Origin of the sequence: Streptomyces sp. NPDC102259 (assembly GCF_044766465.1) — a bacterium.
Classification (GTDB): Bacteria; Actinomycetota; Actinomycetes; order Streptomycetales; family Streptomycetaceae; genus Streptomyces.
This window is the reverse complement of record NZ_JBIWMA010000015.1, coordinates 168,193-189,514: the sequence shown is the minus strand read 5'-3', so window position 1 is coordinate 189,514 and position 21,322 is coordinate 168,193. Positions and strand designations below refer to the sequence as shown.

The window sequence follows — 21,322 nt, the reverse complement described above, 5'->3', positions numbered from 1 at the left end:
GAGCGGTCCGTCGACGGCGCCGGGCCCGGCGCGAGCACGACGAGTCAGGGCTGGTGTCAAAGAGCTCGTCCGGGCGGCCTCGGCTCATCCGTTCAGCGCGGCCGACGCGGGCTGGGCACCCCCCATCCGATGTGCGGTGCGCGAACTTGACGAGGTCTGGCGCGGCCGTCCCCTGCCGCACCGGGAGGGGCTGGAAGGGCGCGCCGTGGACCCAGGGCCGATGGTGTCGAGGTCGTGAACCGATCCCCCGCACACCCCGCCGGAACCGCCCGCCCGCCATGGTCGTCTTGTGCGCTGACTGTGTGCGAAAGCGGGATGTGGGGGGGACGTTGTGACTCGGAACGTGACGAAGGCCGGCCTCATGGTGGTGGCCATGGTGACGGTGCTGGGGGCCTCGGCCTGCGGCGGGGAAGCAGGCGCTGCGGCAGGGCAGAGTGGCGGGACGCGCTCCGCGCACGGGGACCGGGAGTCCGGGGCGCCGTCCGGGAACGAAGCGCCGGCCGAGAACGGGGTGCCGGCCGAGAACGGGGTGTCGTCCGGCTCGGCGACGACATCTCCCGGCGCCGTGGAGGGGTTGTCCGCGGCCACGCAGGCCGCGGCGGCGCCCGTCACCCGGCACGTGCCGTGGAACCTAGACATCCTGGACCAGCGGTCGCGGCCCCTGAACGGGAAGTTCACCACCACCGCCGCGGGCAAGGGTGTTCACGTCTATGTGATCGACACCGGGATGGACATCGCTCACAAGGAGTTCGGCGGACGCGCCCAGCTCGGCGCCGATTTCGTCGGCCCGAAGGACTCCGGTGACTGCTTCAGCGAGGAGGGAACCGGCCACGGCACATTCGTCGCGGGCATCATCGGCGGGGCGAAGTATGGCGTGGCGCCCAAGGCGGAGCTCGTACGGGTCCAGGGCATCCTGTGCGAGAGCGGGGGCGGCGGTTCCTCAGCGGCTGCCGAGGCGGCCTTGGTGAACTCGGTCAAGTGGGTCACCGCGCACGCGCAGAAGCCCGCGGTGGTGAATATGTCACTCAACCTCGACCACCGGTCCTCGGCCCTGGAGTCCGCCGTGAAGAAGATGATCGACGCGGGGATCCCGACGGTGGTGTCGGCAGGCAATTTTCATGACGACGCCTGCAAGCACTCCCCCGCCGGCGTCCCCGGCACGATCGTCGTGGCGGCCTCCACCTCGAACGACCGCGTGTGGAGCGACGGCGGCTCCTACGGCTCGGGGTACGGACGATGCGTGGACCTGTACGCCCCCGGCCAGAAGGTGACAGCCGCCCTCGCCGGCGGCGGTACGGTCACGGAGGACGTCGGCGCCACATCCTGGGCCGCGCCGCATGCGACTGGCGTGATCGCGCTCTACCTGTCGGCACACCCCCGCGCCACGGCCAAGGAGGTCCACGTCTGGCTCGACCACACGGCCACCCCTGGTGTCGTGCGCGGCGTCCGCACCGACACCCCCAACCGACTGCTCAACACCGGCGGCCTCTGACCCGCCCCGGCGCCGAGTCGGCCGACCTCTAGGTCGACCTCTAGGTCGGCGGTGACGGTCTCCCGATCCTGCGCTCTGCCTCGTCGACCGCGGCTGGCGCGATGGGGGAAACAGCGGTCCAGCGGGCCCGCAGCTTTTCGATCAACGCGTCGCCGTCCGCCCCCCTGGCCGTGGGCTCGCGGAGAGGCTCCCGAACGCCAGTCGGCGGCATGGCCCGGAGGCGGATCGTGGCGGGTCCGCGGGGGCCGGCGAGTCCGAGGGCGGCAGCGAGGAGTAGCGCGGCGAAGGCGGTGAGGGCGGTGCCCTGCCAGCCGAGGGTGTCGAGCAGAGGCGCGGCGAGGGCGGTGCCGATGGCGCCGACGGTGAAGTACAGCACGAGATAGACGCTGCTGAGGCTGCCGGAGCGTTGGGGGTCGAGGGCGATGATGCGGCTCTGGTTGGCGGCCTGAGCGGCGAAGCAGCCCGCGTCGAAGAGGGCGAGCCCGAGTGCTGTGGTCGGCGGGGTGCTTAGGCCGGTGGCCAGCAGGGTCGTTCCGGCGGCGGCGGTCACCATGGCGACGGAGATCACGGTTCGGGGGGTGTATCGGTCGGTGAGGCGTCCGGTGAGAGGGAGTGCGGCGAAGCCGAGGAGGCCGGCCAGGCTGTACAGGCCGATGGCAGTCGGCCCCAGGGAGTAGGGCGGCTGGGCCAGAGCGAGGGTCAGGGCGACCCAGACGAGGTTGAAGGCGAAGTACCACAGGCCGCCGGTGGCCACGGCCAGACGCAGTTGCGGGTGGCGGTGCAGGAGCGGGGGCAGTGAAGCGAGAGTGGAGCGGTAGCTGTGCTCGGAGCGGGGCCGTTGCCGGGGCAGGAGCAGGTGGGCGGTGATCGAACCGAGCAGGGCGACGGCTGCGAAGACGAGGAGCATCCGCTGCCACCCGAGGATCTCGGTGAGCGTCCCTCCCACCAGGCGGCTGAGAAGGATGCCGGCCGACATGCCGGCGGCCACCGTGGCGACGTCCGTTCCGCGGCGGCCGGGCGGGGCGTGGCGGCCCGCGATGTTGCCGGCCTGTGCCGCGACGCTGGCGGCAGCGCCGATGAGCAGGTAGGCGGCCAGGAGCAGGACCGCGCCGGGTGCGGCTGCGGCGAGGGCGAGAGCGGCGGCCAGGGCGGTGAGCTGCGCGGTGACCAGGCGATGCGGGGCCAGGTGGTCGGTGAGGGGAAGCAGGAGGGCGAAGCCGGTCATGCAGCCGACGAGCGCGGCGGTGGGGACGAGGCCGATCGCGGACAGGGGGACGTCCAGGTCCGCGGCGACCGTGGTGAGCGCGGGCTGGATGGCGTAGTTGTTCGCGATCGCCGTTCCCGATATGGCGGCGAGGAGAAGCGTGCCGCCTCGGGGACGGGGGCGGGTCACGGCTGCGTCGCGCGGGTGAGGATGACGGCGTAGCGGCAGGCGGTGTCCGTGGTGTTGGCGAAGACGCGCTCGGTGGGCTCGCCGAGTTCGATGGTGTCACCCGCGTCGAGTCCGTGGACGGTGTCGCCGTCGTGGAAGGTCAGATGGCCGTCGAGAACCCAGACGACCTGGCGTACGAAGGCAAACGCGGCGGCCGGATACGGCACCCGGGCGCCGGCCGGCAGGCAGATCTCGGCGATCTCCGCGGGGAAGTGCGGGCCGGTGATCTGGCGGCGCTGGTAGCCGGTGGCGGGATCACGCCACTCGGCCGTGTCGTCCCGGCGGTGCACTGCGGCGATTGCGTCCGGGGCGTCCTGCGCTCCCTCGGCGAGGGCGAACAGAGAGGCGACGCTGAGCTGGAAGGCGGCCGACAGCTTGCCGAGGACGACGGCGGTCGGGCTGCTCTCACCGCGCTCGATCCGGCTGATCATGGCCTGAGAGACACCGGAGGCATCCGCGAGCTGGGCCAGGGTCCACCGCCGACGTTCCCGTTCGGTGCGGACACGGGCTGCGATCTGCCCCACCAAGGGATCTACTATGTTGGACATGAATCCAATATACGAGACGAGCCGGGCTGCTGTGACAGTCCGTCCCGCACACCACGGCGACGCCGAGGCCATCCGCGCGATCCGCAACCACGTGATCGAGCACTCGACGGCTCTGTGGACGCAGACCCCGCAGTCCCCCGCCGAAGGGACGGCCTGGCTGGCCGCCCATCTGGAACGCGGCTCGGCGTTCGTGGCCGAGGTCGGCGGCGAGGTCGCCGGTTTCGCGGTCTACGGCCCGTGGCGGCAACTGGACGGATTTCGCCACACGGTGGAGGACTCGGTCTACGTCCGCGAAGGCCGGCACGGGCTCGGCGTCGGCTCCGCACTGCTCGCCGCGCTCATCACCGCGGCGCGTGATGCCGGCCACCACGTCGTCATCGCCGGTATCGAGGCGGAGAACGCCTCGTCGATCCGGCTGCACGAACGCTACGGGTTCCGCCACGCAGGCACCGTGCCGGAGGTCGGCACGAAGTTCGGCCGATGGCTCGACCTGACGATCATGCAGCTCCCCCTGACCTGAGCCACCGACACACGAACGGCGCCTGCCCCTGGTGGGACACCGCGCTTCGGCCCTTCCCGACCGTACGTTCTCCCCCATCGTCGGCATGTCCCCGGAGCTCGGCGATCTGCCCGACGCCTGTACCGCACTGCTTACCGGAAGGTCTCAGCCACCTACGAGTCTGCCCGGGCCGACAGCCACAAGATGTCGCGATGTCGCACATGCCCTGCCTCATGCCCTCGACGCGATGGCGAAGGTGGTGTCCGAGCAAAGGCGTCTGTTGTTCGGCTAGTCAATGAAAATCCACCGATGCGTTCCGCCGATCGGGCCGGTCTACCAGGACGTACGACATCGAGACACGGACTGGAGACCCACCATGACCACTCCCGCACACCCCGGCCGCATGCTGTTCGTGAACATGCCCGTAGCGGACGTCGAACGCAGCAAGGCGTTCTTCGCTGATCTCGGGTTCAGTTTCAACCCGAAGTTCAGCGACGAGACCGCCGCCTGCATGCTGGTCGGCGAGCACGCCTTCGTCATGCTGCTCAGCCGCGAGAAGTTCGCGCAGTTCGCGAAACTGCCGATGGCCGATCCCACCACGCACACGCTGGCGCTGTACTGCTTCAGCGTGTCATCCCGCGACGAGGTCGACGCGGTCAGCGCTGCTGCGCTCGCAGCGGGAGGCTCCAAGGCAGATGACGCCGAGGACTACGGCTTCATGTACTCACGCAGCTTCTTCGACCTCGACGGCCACGGCTGGCAGGTCATGTGGATGGACCCGGCGGCGGCGCAGCAGGGCCCCGAAGCGTTCGCGGCCTCCACGCAGGACACCGACACCCCGGCCTGACAAACCACCGCGCAACGCACGTGGTGGGGTGGTGTGTTGTGCGCGGGGTGGTCGCATCAGCCCGGCCGGCGCCGGGTAACAAGGCTGACGCCCATGTGTGGCGCGAGTCCGATCCGCCCGCGAAGGCTGCGGGTACGACGGTGATCGCCGACGGCGCCTATCTGGCACCGGCCTCATCGTCCCGCACCGCAGACCGCGCCGGGCGGCCCCTCCTGCGCGTGCTTTGACTTGGTGAGGCAGCCTTCGACGGTGTCGCGCTGCTCGGTGACGGTCAGTCGACGGCTGGCGTGGGGTTGTCCACGTCTGGGCGACGCCCAGAACGGCAGCGCGCCGTAGGGCAGGCCGAGGGTGGACATCTGGTCGACAAGCCGCTTCGGCCGGGTGAATTTGGCGCCGGCGGAAGCCAGGAGCACCGCTGACATGAGTGCAGCGACGATGGCGTAGGTGATGGACATGCTGAGACCTCGGCTGGTGGACGGGGTGGAGTAGCTGGGCATTCGCTGACCTGGCCGTGCTTCGCTGCGCATGTCAGGTGTTTTGGAGCAGCAGGGTGCTGAGTTCCGCGGGTTTGGTGATCATGGCGTCGTGGCCGGTGTTCAGTGTGTAGACGCGGGATGGCTCGCCGCTGGGCTGGAGCTTCGGGATGGGCCGACGGGTGATGCCCTCGGGCTCGTTGCCGATGCAGAGAATGTGGGCCCGGGGGATGGACGCCTGGGCAGGGTTGTCCATCTCGGCCGGCTGCTGGAAACAGAGGACCGATTCATCTGCCAGCGTGGTCTTGAGCCAGGCGATGTCGTCCGGGTCGGTGACTCCGAAAAGACCCATCGGCGCGGGGAATTGCGGCAGCGGCGGAATCCGCCAGGGCTGGTCATGGCCGACGGCCCCGTCGATCAGGACCTGTGTGAGCGGCATGACATCGATGGCGTTCTCGCCGTGCGTCGGCACCATCGCATCGATGTACAGCAGGCGTGAGATGCGCTCGGGAACCCGGTTCGCCACGCTGGAGATGACCATGCCCGCGTAACTGTGTCCCACGAGGACGATGTCGTGCAGGTCATGCTCGTGGATGAGGCCGACGATGTCGCCGACGTGGGTGGTAAGGCCGACCTCGGGGCTGAGCAGATGCGCCTTGTCGCCGTGGCCGGTGAGGGACGGTGTGAAGACGCGATGGCCCTGGGCGGTGAGCAGCGGTGCGACGCGGTTCCAGGACCGTCCGTCGTGCCAAGCACCGTGCACGAGGACGAAGGTGGTCGGTTCGGTCATGGCTGTTCCTTGCGTGAGTGTGGATCGCTGTGGATCTACTGGCGGATGAACTTGCGCTGCATGCGGGCACGGTTGGGCATGCGTACGTGCGGGTGCGGTCGGGCGTGCGGGTGCGGGGCGGCCGAGAGGCCCCGAGCTCGGTGACGGCTGAGGTGATGGTTCAGCCGGATTCGCGGCGCACGGTGGGTGCGACGTCGGAAGCGAACTTCTCTATGGACGTCAGTACGCTCGACCGCGGCAGACCGCCGAGATCGACCTGTCCGATGAACCGGTTGGCGCCGAACAGTTCCTTCTGGATCATGAGCTTCTCGATGATCTCCTGTGCACTGCCGACCAAGAGGGCGCCGTCGGGACCGGCCATCGCCTCGAAGGTCGGACGATCGAGGTGAACGCCGCGGCCCTGTGCGAAATAGGCGCGGTAGTAGGGGTAGAAGGTCTCGCGGGCCCCCTGCGAGGTCGCGCCGACGAAGAGATGGGCCGCCACACCGATTCCCAGCGTGGCGCGTGGGTGCCCGGCCATCTCACCGGCCTGCCAGTACAGATCGACGGCCGGTCGGGCCCGGGCGGGACTGCCTCCGAGATGCGCCATAGTCATGCGCAGCCCCAGGCGGCCGGCACGCCGGGCGCTGTCCGGTGCCCCTCCAACAGCCAGGCGTATCGGCAGCACCCTGTCCAGGCGGGGAATGATGGCGGCGCCCTTCAGCGGAGGGCGGGACCCTCCCGTCCAGGTGAGGTCGCCTTCGGTCACGATCAGGCGCAGCAGATCGAGCTTCTCGGCGAAGACTTCGTCGTAGCGCCCCGTGTCGACGCCGAAGATCTCAAACGGCTCGGCGTAGGCGCTGCGGCCTGCCGTGATCTCGGCACGTCCGCCTGAGACCAGGTCGAGCTGCGCGAAGTCCTGGTAGAGACGGACGGGATCGAGCACGCTCAGCACCGAGACGGCGCTGGTCAAAGTGAGGGAGGCGGTTCTGGCGGCGATGGCTGCGAGGACGACTGCCGGCGAGGAGACCGCGAACCGGCTGGTGTGATGTTCACCGACGCCGAAGACGTCGAGCCCTGCCTGGTCGGCGAAGACGCCTGCGTCCACGATGTCGCGGACTCGTTGCGAGCCGGTGGCGCCTGGGACGATGTCGGCGAGGGAGAAGACGCCGAGCTCGACTTCGGCGCCCTTCGAAGTGGTGCGCTGCATGCCTTCGACGTTAGGCAGCCGTTAGGTACCTAAAGGTACCCTTCGGGTTGTGAGCCTCCGTCCCGGAACCGTGTTCCTCGCCGACTGCCCCGCCCGCATGGCCATTGAGATCATCTCCAGCAAATGGGCCGTGGTCACGCTCTTCGCTCTGAGTGACGGCCCCCTGCGGCACGGCGAGTTGGTCGAACTCATCGGAGGCGTCTCGCGCAAAGTACTGACGCAGACGCTGCGCCGCCTCCAGGACAACGGGCTCGTCGAGCGGCGCGCGTACGCGGAAGCGCCACCACGCGTGGAATACAGCCTGACCGAGCTCGGACGCACTCTGGAGGAGCCCATCCGAAGGCTCACCGAGTGGGCAAGAACCAACGGTGAGGCAGTCGTCGCCTTTCACGAGGCGACTGAGGAGAAGGACGTATAGCGCGTATCTCGCCGGCGGGTCGGCCGGTTGACCGGATGTGCGTGTCTGTCCGATGAGTGACCACTTGCGATGTGGGACCGGATCGAGCCTCGGACGCCCGCCGTTCCGATCCGCGGGTGACGGTGGGCCGCCCACCGCCGCACCCTCGAGGCCATCCCCTCGAAGTACCGCACCAACCCGCCCTGGCCAGACCGGCCGGCGCCAACCTGCCCGACGAGCCCGGTCCGTTCCAGGCGACCCACAAATGGCTCCGCAGGTGGGCGGCCGACGGCACCTGGAAGATGATCGTCGGCGTCGTCCCGGCAGCAGCGGACACCGGCGACGACATCGACTCGGCGTGGGCACCGAGCTGGCGTCGCAGGACGCGGTGCGACAGCTCACCGGAGGGCATGAAATCCGCTCAGTCGCAACCTCCGGAAGTCATGAAATCCTTCAACTCGCAAATCCATCAGTGGGCACAAAATTGCCCTGTCCACAAATTCGACAGAGGGCATAAAGTCCGTTCTGCCGCAACGGTATTGACAAGAGAATCCAAGCTTGACGGCGTCGTGGAGTTTGCCTATGGTCCAGTCGTTCAGGTTCCCGCCGATCGATTTACGAGGGTGTCCATGACCGCGCCTCCAACGTTGCCGAGGTTCAGGCAGCAGTTGATTCTTGCCGTTCTCATGTTGTGTTCGCTGTTGATTTGGCTGGACAATACCGTCCTGAGCACTACGCTGGAGACCCTTGCAGACCCGGCCCGTGGCCTGGGGGCCAATCCCGGTCAACTGCAATGGGCGACGGGTTCGTACACTCTGGCCTTCGCCACATTGATGTTCACTGCAGGCGCATTGGGCGATCGGTTCGGTCACCGGACTGTGTTTTCCAGTGGGTTGGTGATCTTCGCCGGGTCCTCGCTGTGGGCGGCGTACGCAAGCGATGCGGGCCAGCTGATTGCAGCTCGAGCTGCGATGGGGGTGGGCAGCGCGCTGATCACGCCCGCCAACTTGGCCATCCTCATGTGGACCTTCACTGGCCCCGCGCGGGCTGCCGCGATCAGTATCTTCTCGACGTCGGCCGGTGTCGGAATGGCGGCCGGCCCCGTGCTGGCGGGGTTCTTGCTCAGTCATTTCTGGTGGGGCTCGGTCTTTCTGATCAATGTTCCGGTCGCGGCATTGGCGTTGGCCGGGCTCGCCGTACTGGTTCCGAGTTTCCGCAGCCCCACTCCGCGGCCGCTGGACCCCGCTGGAATGTTGCTTTCGATCGGTGGGCTCGTGGCGATGGCCTACGGGCTGATCCGGGCAGGGCAGGTGGCGGTGTGGAGTCGTACCGACGTGTGGGCGCCGATCGTTTTCGGTCTGGTTCTGCTGGCCGTTTTCGTACTCGTCGAGCTGCGTGTCAAGGTGCCCAGCTTTGATCCGCGACTGCTCGCGCAACGCACATTCGGTGGCGGCAATGTGGCGCTCGGATTGCTGCTCTTCGCCGTGGCCGCCATCACTTTCTATAACGCGTTCTATCTGCAAGGCGCGCTCGGATTTTCGCCGATGAAGGCGGGTTTGGCCAATATCCCGACCGCACTCGGCGCGCTCGCGGGGGCGCTCATCGCCCCGCGCCTGGTTCGCCGCCTGTCGCTACGCCTTGTCGCCGTGCCGGCGATGATCGTCGCTGCGCTGACCATCGGCGGGTACGGGTTCCTCGGACTCCACACTCCACTCGTCTGGATCGAGATCCTGTTGTTGATACAGGGTCTCGCGGTCGGCATGGTGATCGGCCCCGTTACGGCCGCATTGATCAGCAACCTGCCGTTGGAACACGCCGGTGCAGGATCGGCCGTCACCAACACCGTGCGACAAACCGGCAGCGTGATCGGAATCGCAGTAGGCGGCACGATCATGTCGATCACGTACCGACGTGCGATCGAACCTTCGCTGGAGACTGCACCCGGTCCGGTGCAGGATCAGGCGCGAGTTTCCGCCGAACAGGCCCGCCACGTCGCCACCGCGATCCACCGGCCCGCTCTTGCTCAGGCTGCTGACAATGCGTTCATCCACGCTATGCACGTCGGCGCGGGCTGGATCGCGGTCATCGCACTCCTCGGAGCAGCTGTGCTGCTGATTGCCTTGCCTGCCGCCGGAAATAAGCAGGGGCCGATACCGGAACCGAACCACGAAGAGGCCCGCAGCTCCGTCTGAGAGTGAGATAGCAGAACCCATGCTCCGGCCCGCTGCAGGGCAGCATCAAGTACCGGCTTCCGTGACCAACAGAGCCAGGTCCTCCAGCGGGAGACACCACGGCCGGCCCTCGCGGACCGCATCTGCATCCGCATCCGCATCCTCGCGCCGCATACGTCACCAGCTTGCCGAACAGGCGAGGGCTCGGCCCGGTGAACGGGGGCATCCAGGGCGGCTCCGAAGCCGTGATCGCACCAGACACCGCGAGGTCATTTCACTCGTCACCGGATGTCCCCCTCACAACAGTTCTGGACGGTCTCACCGAACCTTGAACAGGCTCCTCACAGGCCCCGGTGACCTGAGTCAGCCGAAGAGGGCAACGACTCCATTCACCCAGATCGCGAGGAACATAAGGGCCGCCACCAGGCAGCCGACGCCCGCCAGCACACCGCCGACCGTCCACGGCTCGGAGGGCGCCTCGTGCTCCCCTTTCAGGTTGTCCCGGTAGGAGGCGGGGTCGTCCCAGTCGACGGGGTGCCCCAACTCCTCTGCGCAGGCGGTCCGCACCGCGACCAGCTGCCCCTGTGCGAAGGCGGTGGCGGCCTTCACCTCGGGGCCGTGCCAGGCGAGGGCCTTCATCCGCCACCCGGGAGACCCGTACCGCGCCTCGAAGGCGGCGGTCTCGCTGGCGCTCCGGTCCTCTTCGAGGTACATCCAGCGCCCAGCCTCGGCGGCGTCGCCGTAGAGCCGGTACACCTCGGCCAGGCGACGGCGGAGCACCAGGTCGTGCGGGAAGGACGAGATGAGACCCCGCAGGCGCTGGCGCGCGACGGGAACCCGGCCGGCGGCCAGGTCTGCATCGGCTCGGGCAAGAGTCTCTCTCAGGGGCATGAACACATGATCGGGTACCACACTGACCTGCGTCGACCTGGTTTCGTCCCTCAGCACTCGCTCGCTCTTGACGGCATCAACTGGATCCCACTGACACGGGACATTGCCAGTTACGGAACGGCCCTTAAACGGTGCTGCACAAGGCCGCGAACTAGTCAGTTCCCTTGTACGGCTGGGGTGTTGAGAGCTCAACAGGTGCGGGTGGAGACGTTCAACGACGCGCCGACGTCGGCCGCCGCCAGTTCATGCGCCTCACCGGCGGCAGCGCACTCGGCGCCCTCGCCGTGGGAGGCAGCGCAACGGCCGCGTCAGCCGGCGCCCTCGCCGCCCCGCCCCGAGTCCGTCCTGTCCCAGGTGCTCAGCCTGCCCCGCACCCCCGCACCGACCACCACGCCGGAGCGGTTCACGGGCGGTACGGTCACTCCCGCGCCTGGGTGGAGTGCCCGATGTCATTGACCCCGCGAGACGATGACAACGGCGCATCCGTCTCCAATCCGATCAAGGCCGGGCCCATCTCGTACCGGAAGAGTGCGAACTCGACGACGGGCGATGCCGCTGCCTCGTGGGCAAGAAACGGCAGTTCCTGCGGCACGCGCGCACCCGTCCGGCTCAGGCTTCCTTTCGACTGTGGCGCTTGTCCGCACCTATCTACGAGGGTCAGGGACCTGCTTCCAGCCGTCGATCGACTTGGTGACGAACAGGGCCCGATGCACCTCACGCGACCACACGGTGGCCCCTTCTCCGTACTCGTGCAGTTCCTCGAACGCTTCCTCCGCCGAGTCGAAGCTGAACTTCCGGCCCTTCGCGTCCTTGATCATCCACTCTCTGCCGGGCAGCCCCGCGAGCCCCATGGCCATATCGATCTTCCCCTCCGTAGATGTGAGCGAGATGCTAGCCGCTCGGACCTGCACCGATCCCCTCCCTCTCCGAATTCCGCTCCGCCTGAAAGTGCGGTTTGACCAGCATCTGACGCCCACGTGGAGGAGTCCGAATGCGGACCGGCTCCAGACGGGTGAGGCTGGCGGCATGGGCTCCGTGGTGCCCGTGGACTCGTACGCCCGGCGAGGACGGCGGACGGCGGGCCGAGGAGTCCGGTTACGGTAAGGGAGACGACCATGACTGTCCGTACCTACGTATCCACGACCATCCGGAACGACCGAGTCGACGAGGTCCTCCACGCCTTGGAAGAGATGGATCCCGACGCGATCGTGTCATCAGTCACCCGCCCGGACGCCCCCGGCGACCCGGCGGGGGTATCGGTATCGCTGGCCGGCGATGTCCGTGAGGCAGTAAAGAACCAGCTCGACGTGATCCCCGATCTGGAGTGCGAGATCGACGTGCGGAACACCGAGGACCTGTGAGCCGGACCGGCAGGTGGGAAGAACCAGCGGATACCGCGTTGTGCCTACGGCCTACGGCACCACACGTCGCGTGCCCGTCGGCCGACACGCACCCGGACCCCGCGGCCACAGCAGCGCGGGCACGCCCGCGGCATCCCGACCGCTCGATCCCGGCCCGTCCGCCCGTACACCGTCGGCACGGGGCGAGCGGCTTGGCCCAGCACGTCAGCACGTAGTGGACGAGCCGGAGAACGAGCGCGGTGACTGTTGGCAGGAAACGCCGGGACACGGCAGGACAACGCCTGCGGCCCCGCCTGTCGTAGGTATGGCCCGCCCATCCCCGGGCACCGTACTGCCCTGCGCGGAGAGCGCCAGGCCGAGCATCGATCCGATATCCGCACGGCAGCACACCGCTCAACGCGTTCGGGCGCGTCCGGCAAGAGCACGGCCGTGCAGGGTCGTGATCGTCCCGCACCGGCGGTCGGCCTGCCATCGACTTCTCCATGAGCCCTGCCACCGTCAGCTGTATCTCGACTTCGACGCGGAACGGCTCGTCGTCCTGTTCGCCGGGGCGGCGGCCTCGTACTGCTCGGCATCGGGGCGGTTCTCTGCCTCACCGGCGCGGTGGTGTGACGTGCCGGCCGGAAGGTCGGCGAAGACCTCCTTGCCGGTCTTGCTCACGGCATCTTCCGCTTCCCAGGCAGATCGTCGGCGTCGAAGTAGAAGACGTCGTAGTCCTTGATGCCGCTGGTCGGTGGTCTGTCCGTCGCCACGTTCCACCCGGTCTGGAACAGGCATCCCGCGGTCACATACCACCCGGGCAGACCCAGCGTCGCAGTCCGCGCCAGCACCTCCGTCAGCACGTCGTTACGCGACAACACCGCACGCAGGGACTCGTGTTGCTCGTCGAGAGGAAGTCGGCTGATCAGCATCCCTGCGTACCACAACTCGCCAGGATTACGGCCGATCCAGTTCGCGAAGCCCCTCCTGGCTCTTTCGATGACTTCGGGAGGCCGATCCCACCAAACACTCAGGCAACGCGAGCAGAACCAGCTGAGAAGCTGTCTTCATGATGGACAAGTCCGGCGGGGTTCAAGGTCAGACGGTTCACCCGGGAAAGGACGCGCGCATCGAGCGGGAACGGCGGTTCTTGCTGGCTGAAGCGCCGGCACCGTCAGCAGTGACGGTCACCTGGATGATCACCGACCGCTATCTGGTGGGAACGCGCCTGCGTCTGCGACGCGCCGAACGGTCAGACGGCGGCTGCGAACTCAAGCTCACCCAGAAGGTGCCGGTCGCTCGGCCAGGCGCGATTCAGGGACTGATCACGAATACGTACTTGTCGCCGACCGAGTACGCCCTGCTCGCCTCACTGCCGGCCGCAGTGCTGACCAAGACGCGTTCCAGCGTGCCTCCCTTGGGCGTCGACGTCTTCGACGGCCATATGCAGGGCCTGGTCCTGGCGGAGGCCGAGTTCACCACCGACGAAGAGGCGCAGTCCTTCATGCCCCCTCCAGAGTGCGTGGCAGAGGTGACCGACGACGCCCGCTTCACCGGAGGCCGCCTCGTCGAGACCTCTCGCCAAGACCTGCTCCAGTGGCTGGCCGAGTACGGGCTTCGTCCAACGATTCCCTAGCCGATCGATTCCACGGCGTTCGGTGGTCGTCGACGGTCAGGGCGCGCATGACCGACCGGCCGTGCATGAACCTGGCTCCACTCATCAGGCTCCCTTGGAATCGATCGTCCGGTACTCCAGCCGTAGATCGCCAGTGCGACGTCCGACCGACCGCGCCTACGGGTGCGTGTCCGTGATCGCGATGACCTCGTCGAGGCGGTCCAGGGCAGCCCGCAGGTCGTCGGCCTTGGCCTGGATGCGGTCGCGCTCGGCGCGCAGCATGGCTCGTTGCGCGGCGTCGGTGTGCCCGGCGTCCCAGCACGGGAGGAGTTCCGTGATCCTTCGGCTGGTCAGGCCGGCGGCGAACATCTCCTGGAAGAAGCGGACCCGGGGGATGGCGTCCTGCCGGTAGAGGCGCTGGCCGGACGGGCTGCGCTCCGGGATGAGCAGCTGCTGCTGCTCGTAGTAGCGCACGGCGCGTACCGAGACGCCGGCACCGCGTGCCACCTCGCCGATGCGGATCAGCCGATCTGCCGCGACCTCTGTGACGGTCATGGTGATTCCTCTCACCCCGGCCCTGATGACCAGCGCTTGCCTCTGACGTTGGCGTCAGGTTTTAGCGTACCGGGCATGGACATCAACAACTCAGTTGCCCTTGTCACCGGAGCCAACCGCGGCCTGGGCCGCGCCTTCGCCCAGCGCCTGCTCGAACGGGGCGCCCGCAAGGTCTACGCGACGGCCCGCCGACCGGAGAGCGTGGACCTGCCCGGGGTGGAGGTGCTGTCCCTCGACATCGCCGATCCCGCATCCGTGAGGGCCGCAGCCGAGGCCGCCCCGGACGTCTCGCTGCTCATCAACAACGCGGGGATCCAGACGGGGACCGACCTGGTGACCGGTTCGCTGGACGCGGTACGGCAGGAGCTGGAGACCAATGTGTTCGGCCACCTGGGAATGATCCGGGAGTTCGCGCCGGCGCTCGCCAGGAACGGCGGGGGCGCGATCGTGAACGTCATCTCCGCCATGTCATGGTTCGGGGTCAAGGGCGCCAATGCCTATCACCTGACCAAAGCCGCCGCCTGGGCCATGACCAACGGCGTCCGCCTCGAGCTCGCAGAGCAGGGCACGCTCGTGACAGCGGTGCACCTCGGCCTGGCCGACACCGACATGGCCGCGGGCTGGCCCGTGGACAAGCTCGCGCCCTCGGACCTGGCCGACGCGGCGCTCGACGGTGTCGAGGCGGGCTCAGCCGAGGTCCTCGCCGACCAGTGGAGTCGGGACGTCAAGTCCCGGCTGCCGCTGACGCCGGAAGAGTTCAACGCCGCGATGGAGCGCGCCCTGGCGGCGTTGACGGCGGCCTGAGGGGCCCCTCGGGCCGCACTGACTTCGGTCGGTTGCATCTGAGGTCGGTCGACCAATACTCCATCCGCAGTTGTGGATCTTCATGTTGTGGCCTCGCGTCGGCGGTAGTGGCAGTCGCGGGCGCGAGGCCCGGTGTCGACGACGCCAACTCGACCAGCGCAGGCGATGGTCGAGTTGGCCGTTCGGGGATGCGGCGGGCAGGGCTGACAGTCGCTGTATTTCGTTGCAGGTGAGGGCGATGAGTCCGGTGGGGGCAGGGTGTTCGTAGTGCTCGTCGGCGCGAATGACGGCCAGGAAGGCGTGGGCGAGCATCGCGAGGGTCACCCAGTGCAGCCAGGGGTGTGGCGGCGGACCTGGTGCTCATCCAGGCCGGCGAGGCCTTTGCCGGCCTGGAAGGTCTCCTCGATCTTCCAGCGCGTTCCGGCGACGCGGACCAGGGCGGGCAGTGCTACTGGCCGCGGGCTGAAGCGGGGGTAGTAGGCCATGTGGCAGGTGCTGCGGTTGCGGCGGATCAGCAACCGGCAGGTGCCCGGCGAGTGGGTGGGGATCAGGTCGACGACGGCCCAGTTACCGACGGACCGCCGAGATCAGTCCGCCGGGCCGCTCCTCGCGCTGCGGCGGGGTGCTGATCGGGCAGCCGTAGGCGGCAGCGCGTTCCCGCAGGGTGTGGCTGTCGGCCTCCCAGCCGTGCCCGGCCAGCCAGCCCACCGGGTCGTCGGGCATCTCCGAGACCCACAGGGACGCCGCCGATCCCGGCACGGCGTCCTCGCCGAAGCGCTCGATCACGCCGCGCGCGCCCAACGTCAGCCCCATCCGACTGCCTGCCGCCGACCGCGCGCTGATCCGGGTCAGCAGCAACTCCACCGCGTCCTCGGGCAGATAGATCAGCAGTCCTTCGGCGATCCACACGGTCGGCGCCGCCGGGTCGTGCCCTGCGGCGGCCAGCGCGCCTGGCCAGTCCTCACGCAGATCCACCGGGACGGTGATCCGCTCGCAGCGTGCGACGGCCCGCTCCTGGCGCAGCACCGAAGCCTTGAAGTCCAGTGGCGCGACGGTGTCGACCTCGAACAGCCGGGTGCCCTCGGGCCAGTTCATCCGGAAGGCCCGGCCGTCCATGCCGGCGCCGAGCAGCACTACCTGCCGGACCCCGGACGCGGAGGCCTGCTGCAACAGGTCGTCGAGGAACTTCGTCCTGATGACGATGGAGAACGACACGGCCAGTCGGCGGCGTCGCGCGGCCTCGTCATCGGGCAGCGGCGGCGAGGCGGGCCACAGGCCGCCGGCGGTGGCGAAGGCCTGTGCCAATGGGTCGCGGAACAGCGCGTTCTCCCGCTCGGTCTCCAGCGCTCGCACCCTGGCCACCCCCACCGCCGTGGCCCACACTCCCGACGGCTGCACCCGCTCCTGCTCATCAGTCACCGCGCCAGCCTAGTGCTCTGACCAACTGGTTTCACCGGGTTGAGGTGGTGCTTCCCTTGCGCCGAGCGGGCGTTCAAGCGCCAAGGCTCGGCTGGGCCACGGTCCTCACCGACCTGTACCGGGAGCCGGAAGCCCTGGCGCCGGTCCGGGCGGTGACCGGAGAGCGCGCACAGGACCTGGGGTCGGACCACCCGGCCAACCCTGGAGGCGACCCACGCTGCCGTCGGTGTCTCCAAGGCGTCGGCCGTCGCGCGGGCCTGGCGGACGGTGCCGTCGGCGATGTGGGCAGTGGTACTGCGGGTCCCCACACCCGGGGCGTGTGTCGAAAGCGGCTGGTTGTGGCTCTGTGGCCTGTGCTTCCATGCCGGAGTGAGCATCGAGAATTCCGGGACTGATGCGGAGAGGCCAGGCCACAGGGTCCGACCGAGGGTTGATGACGATGTCGAGAGGTGCGTGCGGGTTCTGGCGGAAGTCCATCAGTGTGATGGTTACCCGGTGAACTGGCCTGACCGGCCTGATGAGTGGCTGTCGCACGCTTCCGTTTGGGGGGCCTGGGTCGCTGAGCTCGGCAGCTGTGTCGTTGGCCATGTCAGCTTGTCCCGCGGCGGCGAAGGAGATCTGGCCCCCGGCTTGTGGAGCGAGCGCAACGGGACGAGCAAGGACCTGACCGCGGTGGTCAGTCGGCTGTTCGTCGCCCCGCAGGCCAGGGGGCATGGGATCGGTGCACGACTGATCGGCCGAGCCATGGAGGAAGCACGAGGGCGTGGCCTGCATCCGGTGCTCGACGTCGTGGCATCCGATACCACCGCGGCAGCCTTGTACGAGCGGCTGGGCTGGGAACGGATGGCCACGGTCGAGCAACGATGGAGCCCGTCTCAGCTGGTCTCCATCCACTGTTACGCAGCGGCATCGTGAGGTGGCTGGTCACAGCCACTCGCAGAGGACGGCGACAAGGAGGACGGCGACGAGGAGGTCGCCGCGTAGCGGACCGCGAGCCTCGACGCCGGTGCCCCTCTGGGTCGTTGGGACGACCTCAGCGAGGGCACGCCGACCTGTTCGATCCGAGCTCGTGGTGGAACGGCCGCTGAGGTGGCTTCGGTTGGTCAGCCTGCTGTCGGACGCTGCGGGACCTACGCTCGCTCGAAGCCGTGGCTCCGCTCCACTTTCGCCACGTGCAGCGTGTAGCTCTGGTACCACTCGGCTTGCCCACGCTTCTGCGCCGCACGGTGCTCGGCGTTGCGACGCCACTCCGTGAGGGCGTCGGCGTCGCGAAAGTACCCGACGGTGATGCCCAGCCCGCCAGGAGTCTGCGCGTGGTCCATTCCCAGGAACCCCGGGACGTCCTTCACCAGGTCTTCCATGCGTGCGTTGGTCTCGCTGTAGCCACTCTGCTCCTGTGTTCGCACCGCAGTGAAGACAGCGACGTAGTAAGGGGGTTCATACGCCTCGACGGGCTTAACGGACGTTTCCGAGTGATCGCTCATGGCGCCACCGTAAGTCGGGATGCGCCCAACGATCCAGCGACTTCCCTGAACGGGATACGGGAGGAATCAGGCAAGCGCGGGTGCTCCCCACGTCGGCGGGGACGATGTCAGGCAGTCGAGCAACGCCCAGCGTGCCGCCGGACTGCGCGCGGTGCGCCACGGCTTCTCCGTATCCGCGGGATCCATCCGTGCCCGCCTCACGTCCTTTTTGTTCAGGAACGGGACGGGAGGCAGTCATGCGGGACAGCGGGACGGCACGGCAGGTAAGACTGCGGCTGGCCAGGCAGCGCACAGGACCGAATCGCGTCCGCGCCAGGGAACGAACCCCACATTCCGAGTTGCAGGAACCTGCCCCGTCGCCGCCTTGGTGGCGCCGTATCCAGTGGACTCACGTCGGGGCGGTCCTGGGAGCATTGATAGCTCTCGTCGGTTTGATTTTTACGGGCGCGGCGACCTATTACCAGGCCGCGGTGACGAACGATCAGCTCGACCAGTCACGCGAAGGCGACCAATACGCGAAGCGCAGTCAGGCCATGAGAGTGTTCTATTGGGTGGAGGAACCAGCCGACGGTCACCTTCGCCTTCACCTCGTCAACAGCTCACCGGACCCGGTGAGTGACGCCGACGTCCACTTTGGCGCACCTGTCGGCTTGATGACCGCTGTCTACAGCGACCTGTACGTGAGCTACGAGCAACGCATCCCCTACCTGCCGCCCTGTTCGGACACGATCCTCGACTCGCGTCACTGGCTCTACATGGACGAGGGGCAGTTCGACAAGGTGTACCGCGAGACTCACCTTCTCCCGGGCTGGGAAAAACTCCTGAAACCGTTGCCAACTCCCGACGCGGTGTGGGTGGGTGGCCTGACGTTCTCCGACCGCGACGGCGTGTGGTGGCAACGAACCAGTACAGCACTTGAACAGGCTGAGGTAGCCGGACCTAGTACGGAAGGTCAGGCGGACCATTACGGATGGGGCTACATTCGGGGTACACCCGAGCTGAAGGCCACGGCATCGTGCAGCGGCGACCAGGCCAGCTGAAGTCTCCTTCGTAACAGTAGGCGCACACGGTCGGTTCGGCGGCGAGGCCGGCCGGGCTGCCCAGGAGGGGGAAGGCGCCCCGTACACGGCGGAGTATGAGTCCTTCAGCGCGCCGAAGCCGTCCACCCCCTGGCCGCCTGCGCGGTTCCGCTCGTCGTCGGCCTTCTGGATGTCGGCGTCCTCCTCGGCCTCGCCGGAGCTCAGTGCGTCTCGAGCACCGCGACGGCGGCCTGGCCGACCTCACCACCGCCCAGCGGAAAGCCTGATGTGCTCGCGGGGCACGGTGGTCGCGTTGGCGATTCCGCTGAGCGGGACAGGTGTCGGCTGCGGTAGGCGAAACTCCCGGCCGCCTCTGACGGCGAAGGTGCTGGTCAGAGCGTCGACAGACCGGGGGGTGCGGGGCCTGTCGGCGTCCGGGTCCGTTTTTCTGCTCAGCTCATTGATTGTACCGACCGTTGGGTCTATCTTTCCGGCAGCCGCACCGAAGCTCCAGACGGGCATCACACCTGCCCGTGCTCGTGACCCCGGGCACCGCGCCCTCGTCCCGTAACTCCGGCCCATCAGCCATCCGGTGAGGTGGGACGGAGTGATGTCGCCGCCTTGCCGCACGTCCCCCTGCCTGCCCCGACCAGAGCCGCTCTCCGGCTCTCCGCTCATCCCCGGAAGGCCTCTATGTCCGAGACCCGAACCGCTCCTGCGCAGGACGCCGAGAGATCCCGCTCCACGACGCGCAACGCACTCATCGTCTTCGCACTGCTGTGGGCGGTCCAACTGGTGACGCTCGTCGCCGCGTTGTCCGGCATCGCGCAGGCCGACGTCGCGATCCACTTCCGCACCACCGAGATCGCTTGGTTCACCCTGATGACCCTGCTGACCGGGACCTTCTTCCTGCCTTTCGCGGTCAAGGCAGCGGCCCTGTTCGGCAAGAAGCGCGTCCTGCTCGTAGCCACCGGACTCGGCCTCGTCGGCGACCTGGTCGCCGCCCTCGCCACCGACTACCGCACCCTGCTGATCGGACGCGGCATCGCGGGCATCTACGCGGCCACCATGCCGCTCGCCTACGCGATCACCCGTGACGTGTTCCCGCGCCGCTGGGTGGGGCTCGCCACCGGCATCATGGCGGGCGGCGTGGGCCTCGTCGCCTTCGGCGCGCCGTTCCTGTCCGGCTGGCTCCTGGACGACTACGGCTTCCGCGGCGTGCTGTGGTTCATGGCCATCAGCACCGCCGTCGGTTTCGTGCTGGTCGCCGTCCTCGTCCCCGAGAGTCCGGTCCGCGAGCGGGGCGGCCGGATGGACTGGCTCGGCGGAATCCTCCTCGGCGGCGGAGTCACCATGCTCGTCTACGCCGTCGGGCGGGGGTCGCACTGGGGCTGGAGCAGCGGCACGTTCTTCTCCTACGTCGCCGGGGCCCTGGTCATACTGATCGCCTTCGTGCTCGTCGAACGCCGGGTCGCCGAGCCGCTGTTCCCCGTGTCCATGACGCGGCGCCGGTCGGTGTGGAGCGTGCTGCTGGCCACGTCCATCGCGGCCGGCTCGCTCAGCGCCGTCGGCGTGGTGGTACAGCTGCTGGTGCTGATGCCGCAGATCCCCACCATCTCGGAGGGCTTGGGCTGGTCCGGCAAGCACAACGCCGTGGTGACCAGCCCGATCAGCGCGACGATCATCCTGGCCGCGGTCGGTACCGGCTACCTGGCCCGCCGTGTGGACGCGCGGATCCTGCTGGGCACCGGCTCCGCGCTCACCGTCCTCGGATACGGGATCGGCACACAACTGCACCACAGCGCCGCCGACATCATCGAGATGGGTCTGATCGCCGGGCTGGGAACGGGCATCGTCATGGCCATCGTCCCCATCATGATCATCGAGGTGGTCACCCCCGAGGAGCAGGCCCTGGCCAACGGTGCGCAGACCCTCGGGCAGGGCGTCGCACAGATCGTCGTCTCCCAACTCGCCTTCGTCGTCATGGCCCAGAACGGGGCGGTCCTGAAGGGCACCCAGTTCTACCTGGACGCCGGCTTCACGAACGGACTCTGGCTGGTCGTCGGCTGCTGCGCCCTGGGCACGCTGCTCGTCCTCCTCATCCCCAGAGCCAAGCGCCTCGACGAGGCCGAGGTCGGTCAGGCGGCCTGACGGCGCGGCCGCGGTGGTCGCGGCGGGCGTCACGACGCGGGACCGGTTCCGATCGCTCCGTCCTTCTCGTCCGTGCGGACGAGGAGGACGGAGCGGCGGAGCCGGTCCCGCGTTTCCCAGCGCCGTCTCACGGCTCGCCCACTGCTCGTCCCCCGCCCCCCGGCCCACGCGCCGTCGGCGTACGGGCCGCCCGCACAAGGCCGAGG

At 68.3% G+C, this 21,322-nt stretch carries 21 protein-coding genes and 4 pseudogenes; 13 read left to right on the top strand and 12 right to left on the bottom strand.

Annotated elements, in window-relative coordinates; genetic code table 11:
• Positions 1–343 precede the first annotated feature (343 nt).
• Positions 344–1,492, top strand: coding sequence for a S8 family peptidase (locus tag ACIRPU_RS30155; protein ID WP_403872747.1), 1,149 nt, complete (start codon positions 344–346; stop codon positions 1,490–1,492).
• A gap of 40 nt (positions 1,493–1,532) precedes the next feature.
• Here the strand turns inward: ACIRPU_RS30155 and ACIRPU_RS30150 are convergent, their stop codons facing one another.
• On the bottom strand, positions 1,533–2,885 hold the full coding sequence (locus tag ACIRPU_RS30150; protein ID WP_403872745.1) for an MFS transporter: 1,353 nt from the start codon (positions 2,883–2,885) through the stop codon (positions 1,533–1,535).
• A complete protein-coding gene (locus ACIRPU_RS30145; protein WP_403872743.1) occupies positions 2,882–3,472 on the bottom strand; it encodes a helix-turn-helix domain-containing protein in 591 nt (196 codons plus the stop codon). The genes ACIRPU_RS30150 and ACIRPU_RS30145 overlap by 4 nt, the downstream gene beginning before the upstream one ends.
• Between ACIRPU_RS30145 and ACIRPU_RS30140 the strand changes: the two genes are divergently transcribed.
• The 3 genes and pseudogenes from ACIRPU_RS30140 to ACIRPU_RS30130 form a co-directional block, all read left to right on the top strand.
• The gene (locus ACIRPU_RS30140; RefSeq protein ID WP_403872741.1) at positions 3,471–3,992 is read left to right on the top strand and encodes a GNAT family N-acetyltransferase; all 522 of its coding nucleotides are present in this window, start codon (positions 3,471–3,473) and stop codon (positions 3,990–3,992) included. The two genes, ACIRPU_RS30145 and ACIRPU_RS30140, sit on opposite strands and share 2 nt — an antisense overlap.
• Before the next feature lie 382 nt (positions 3,993–4,374).
• Positions 4,375–4,818, top strand: coding sequence for a VOC family protein (locus ACIRPU_RS30135; protein ID WP_403872739.1), 444 nt, complete (start codon positions 4,375–4,377; stop codon positions 4,816–4,818).
• Between the two features lie 41 nt (positions 4,819–4,859).
• Positions 4,860–5,036 (top strand): annotated as a pseudogene (locus ACIRPU_RS30130) (IS5/IS1182 family transposase); the annotation flags it as partial.
• A gap of 310 nt (positions 5,037–5,346) precedes the next feature.
• On the opposite strand, the gene ACIRPU_RS30125 reads toward ACIRPU_RS30130, so the two are convergent.
• On the bottom strand, positions 5,347–6,081 hold the full coding sequence (locus ACIRPU_RS30125) for an alpha/beta fold hydrolase (RefSeq protein WP_403872737.1): 735 nt from the start codon (positions 6,079–6,081) through the stop codon (positions 5,347–5,349).
• Positions 6,082–6,241: 160 nt separating this feature from the next.
• Positions 6,242–7,270, bottom strand: coding sequence for an LLM class flavin-dependent oxidoreductase (locus ACIRPU_RS30120; RefSeq protein WP_403872735.1), 1,029 nt, complete (start codon positions 7,268–7,270; stop codon positions 6,242–6,244).
• 97 nt (positions 7,271–7,367) lie between these two features.
• On the opposite strand from ACIRPU_RS30120, the gene ACIRPU_RS30115 reads away from it, so the two are divergent.
• The 3 genes and pseudogenes from ACIRPU_RS30115 to ACIRPU_RS30105 all read left to right on the top strand — a co-directional run bounded on the left by ACIRPU_RS30115 (position 7,368) and on the right by ACIRPU_RS30105 (position 9,859).
• Positions 7,368–7,688, top strand: a complete 321-nt coding sequence (locus tag ACIRPU_RS30115) for a winged helix-turn-helix transcriptional regulator (protein WP_403872793.1) — start codon at positions 7,368–7,370, stop codon at positions 7,686–7,688.
• A 69-nt stretch (positions 7,689–7,757) separates the two neighbouring features.
• A pseudogene (locus tag ACIRPU_RS30110) lies at positions 7,758–8,038 on the top strand (transposase); the annotation flags it as partial.
• 39 nt (positions 8,039–8,077) lie between these two features.
• Entirely contained in the window at positions 8,078–9,859 is a 1,782-nt protein-coding gene (locus ACIRPU_RS30105) for an MFS transporter (protein ID WP_403872791.1), read from the top strand.
• 342 nt (positions 9,860–10,201) lie between these two features.
• Here ACIRPU_RS30105 and ACIRPU_RS30100 read toward each other — a convergent pair whose 3' ends face one another.
• The 3 genes from ACIRPU_RS30100 to ACIRPU_RS30090 all read right to left on the bottom strand — a co-directional run bounded on the left by ACIRPU_RS30100 (position 10,202) and on the right by ACIRPU_RS30090 (position 11,586).
• On the bottom strand, positions 10,202–10,729 hold the full coding sequence (locus tag ACIRPU_RS30100; RefSeq protein WP_403872733.1) for a DUF6584 family protein: 528 nt from the start codon (positions 10,727–10,729) through the stop codon (positions 10,202–10,204).
• A gap of 418 nt (positions 10,730–11,147) precedes the next feature.
• A complete protein-coding gene (locus tag ACIRPU_RS30095; protein ID WP_403872731.1) occupies positions 11,148–11,321 on the bottom strand; it encodes a hypothetical protein in 174 nt (57 codons plus the stop codon).
• A 52-nt stretch (positions 11,322–11,373) separates the two neighbouring features.
• Positions 11,374–11,586 (bottom strand): hypothetical protein, encoded by a 213-nt coding sequence (locus tag ACIRPU_RS30090; RefSeq protein ID WP_403872729.1) that lies wholly within the window; start codon positions 11,584–11,586, stop codon positions 11,374–11,376.
• Positions 11,587–11,844: 258 nt separating this feature from the next.
• Between ACIRPU_RS30090 and ACIRPU_RS30085 the strand changes: the two genes are divergently transcribed.
• Positions 11,845–12,090, top strand: a complete 246-nt coding sequence (locus tag ACIRPU_RS30085) for a hypothetical protein (protein ID WP_403872727.1) — start codon at positions 11,845–11,847, stop codon at positions 12,088–12,090.
• A gap of 618 nt (positions 12,091–12,708) precedes the next feature.
• Here the strand turns inward: ACIRPU_RS30085 and ACIRPU_RS30080 are convergent.
• Positions 12,709–12,998, bottom strand: a pseudogene (locus ACIRPU_RS30080) (nucleotidyltransferase family protein); the annotation flags it as partial.
• Between the two features lie 140 nt (positions 12,999–13,138).
• On the opposite strand from ACIRPU_RS30080, the gene ACIRPU_RS30075 reads away from it, so the two are divergent.
• Positions 13,139–13,705, top strand: coding sequence for a hypothetical protein (locus ACIRPU_RS30075; protein WP_403872725.1), 567 nt, complete (start codon positions 13,139–13,141; stop codon positions 13,703–13,705).
• A 156-nt stretch (positions 13,706–13,861) separates the two neighbouring features.
• On the opposite strand, the gene ACIRPU_RS30070 is transcribed toward ACIRPU_RS30075, so the two are convergent.
• Positions 13,862–14,239, bottom strand: coding sequence for a MerR family transcriptional regulator (locus tag ACIRPU_RS30070; RefSeq protein WP_403872723.1), 378 nt, complete (start codon positions 14,237–14,239; stop codon positions 13,862–13,864).
• Positions 14,240–14,314: 75 nt separating this feature from the next.
• Here ACIRPU_RS30070 and ACIRPU_RS30065 point away from each other — a divergent pair, with 75 nt between their 5' ends.
• Entirely contained in the window at positions 14,315–15,043 is a 729-nt protein-coding gene (locus tag ACIRPU_RS30065) for an SDR family oxidoreductase (protein ID WP_403872721.1), read from the top strand.
• Positions 15,044–15,123: 80 nt separating this feature from the next.
• On the opposite strand, the pseudogene ACIRPU_RS30060 reads toward ACIRPU_RS30065, so the two are convergent.
• Positions 15,124–15,612, bottom strand: a pseudogene (locus ACIRPU_RS30060) (IS701 family transposase); the annotation flags it as partial.
• Complete coding sequence (locus tag ACIRPU_RS30055; protein WP_403872719.1) at positions 15,611–16,462, bottom strand: class I SAM-dependent methyltransferase; 852 nt, start codon at positions 16,460–16,462, stop codon at positions 15,611–15,613. The gene ACIRPU_RS30055 and the pseudogene ACIRPU_RS30060, both read right to left, overlap by 2 nt.
• 453 nt (positions 16,463–16,915) lie before the next feature.
• On the opposite strand from ACIRPU_RS30055, the gene ACIRPU_RS30050 reads away from it, so the two are divergent.
• Positions 16,916–17,377 (top strand): GNAT family N-acetyltransferase, encoded by a 462-nt coding sequence (locus tag ACIRPU_RS30050; protein WP_403872717.1) that lies wholly within the window; start codon positions 16,916–16,918, stop codon positions 17,375–17,377.
• A gap of 215 nt (positions 17,378–17,592) precedes the next feature.
• Here the strand turns inward: ACIRPU_RS30050 and ACIRPU_RS30045 are convergent, their stop codons facing one another.
• Positions 17,593–17,946 carry an antibiotic biosynthesis monooxygenase family protein gene (locus ACIRPU_RS30045; RefSeq protein WP_403872715.1) on the bottom strand — a complete coding sequence of 118 codons (354 nt, stop codon included), beginning with the start codon at positions 17,944–17,946 and terminating at the stop codon, positions 17,593–17,595.
• A gap of 413 nt (positions 17,947–18,359) precedes the next feature.
• On the opposite strand from ACIRPU_RS30045, the gene ACIRPU_RS30040 reads away from it, so the two are divergent.
• Both ACIRPU_RS30040 and ACIRPU_RS30035 read left to right on the top strand, forming a co-directional pair.
• Complete coding sequence (locus tag ACIRPU_RS30040; protein ID WP_403872713.1) at positions 18,360–18,986, top strand: hypothetical protein; 627 nt, start codon at positions 18,360–18,362, stop codon at positions 18,984–18,986.
• A 672-nt stretch (positions 18,987–19,658) separates the two neighbouring features.
• Complete coding sequence (locus tag ACIRPU_RS30035; protein WP_403872711.1) at positions 19,659–21,116, top strand: MFS transporter; 1,458 nt, start codon at positions 19,659–19,661, stop codon at positions 21,114–21,116.
• The last annotated feature ends 206 nt before the right edge of the window (positions 21,117–21,322 follow it).

Coding starts and splice junctions, on each gene's coding strand:
- ACIRPU_RS30140 (WP_403872741.1), top strand. CDS start 3,471: ATGAATCCAATATACGAGACGAGCCGGGCTGCTGTGACAGTCCGTCCC.
- ACIRPU_RS30145 (WP_403872743.1), bottom strand. CDS start 3,472: ATGTCCAACATAGTAGATCCCTTGGTGGGGCAGATCGCAGCCCGTGTC.
- ACIRPU_RS30135 (WP_403872739.1), top strand. CDS start 4,375: ATGCTGTTCGTGAACATGCCCGTAGCGGACGTCGAACGCAGCAAGGCG.
- ACIRPU_RS30125 (WP_403872737.1), bottom strand. CDS start 6,081: ATGACCGAACCGACCACCTTCGTCCTCGTGCACGGTGCTTGGCACGAC.
- ACIRPU_RS30120 (WP_403872735.1), bottom strand. CDS start 7,270: ATGCAGCGCACCACTTCGAAGGGCGCCGAAGTCGAGCTCGGCGTCTTC.
- ACIRPU_RS30115 (WP_403872793.1), top strand. CDS start 7,368: ATGGCCATTGAGATCATCTCCAGCAAATGGGCCGTGGTCACGCTCTTC.
- ACIRPU_RS30105 (WP_403872791.1), top strand. CDS start 8,078: ATGAAATCCGCTCAGTCGCAACCTCCGGAAGTCATGAAATCCTTCAAC.
- ACIRPU_RS30100 (WP_403872733.1), bottom strand. CDS start 10,729: ATGCCCCTGAGAGAGACTCTTGCCCGAGCCGATGCAGACCTGGCCGCC.
- ACIRPU_RS30090 (WP_403872729.1), bottom strand. CDS start 11,586: ATGGCCATGGGGCTCGCGGGGCTGCCCGGCAGAGAGTGGATGATCAAG.
- ACIRPU_RS30085 (WP_403872727.1), top strand. CDS start 11,845: ATGACTGTCCGTACCTACGTATCCACGACCATCCGGAACGACCGAGTC.
- ACIRPU_RS30075 (WP_403872725.1), top strand. CDS start 13,139: ATGATGGACAAGTCCGGCGGGGTTCAAGGTCAGACGGTTCACCCGGGA.
- ACIRPU_RS30070 (WP_403872723.1), bottom strand. CDS start 14,239: ATGACCGTCACAGAGGTCGCGGCAGATCGGCTGATCCGCATCGGCGAG.
- ACIRPU_RS30065 (WP_403872721.1), top strand. CDS start 14,315: ATGGACATCAACAACTCAGTTGCCCTTGTCACCGGAGCCAACCGCGGC.
- ACIRPU_RS30045 (WP_403872715.1), bottom strand. CDS start 17,946: ATGAGCGATCACTCGGAAACGTCCGTTAAGCCCGTCGAGGCGTATGAA.
- ACIRPU_RS30035 (WP_403872711.1), top strand. CDS start 19,659: ATGTCCGAGACCCGAACCGCTCCTGCGCAGGACGCCGAGAGATCCCGC.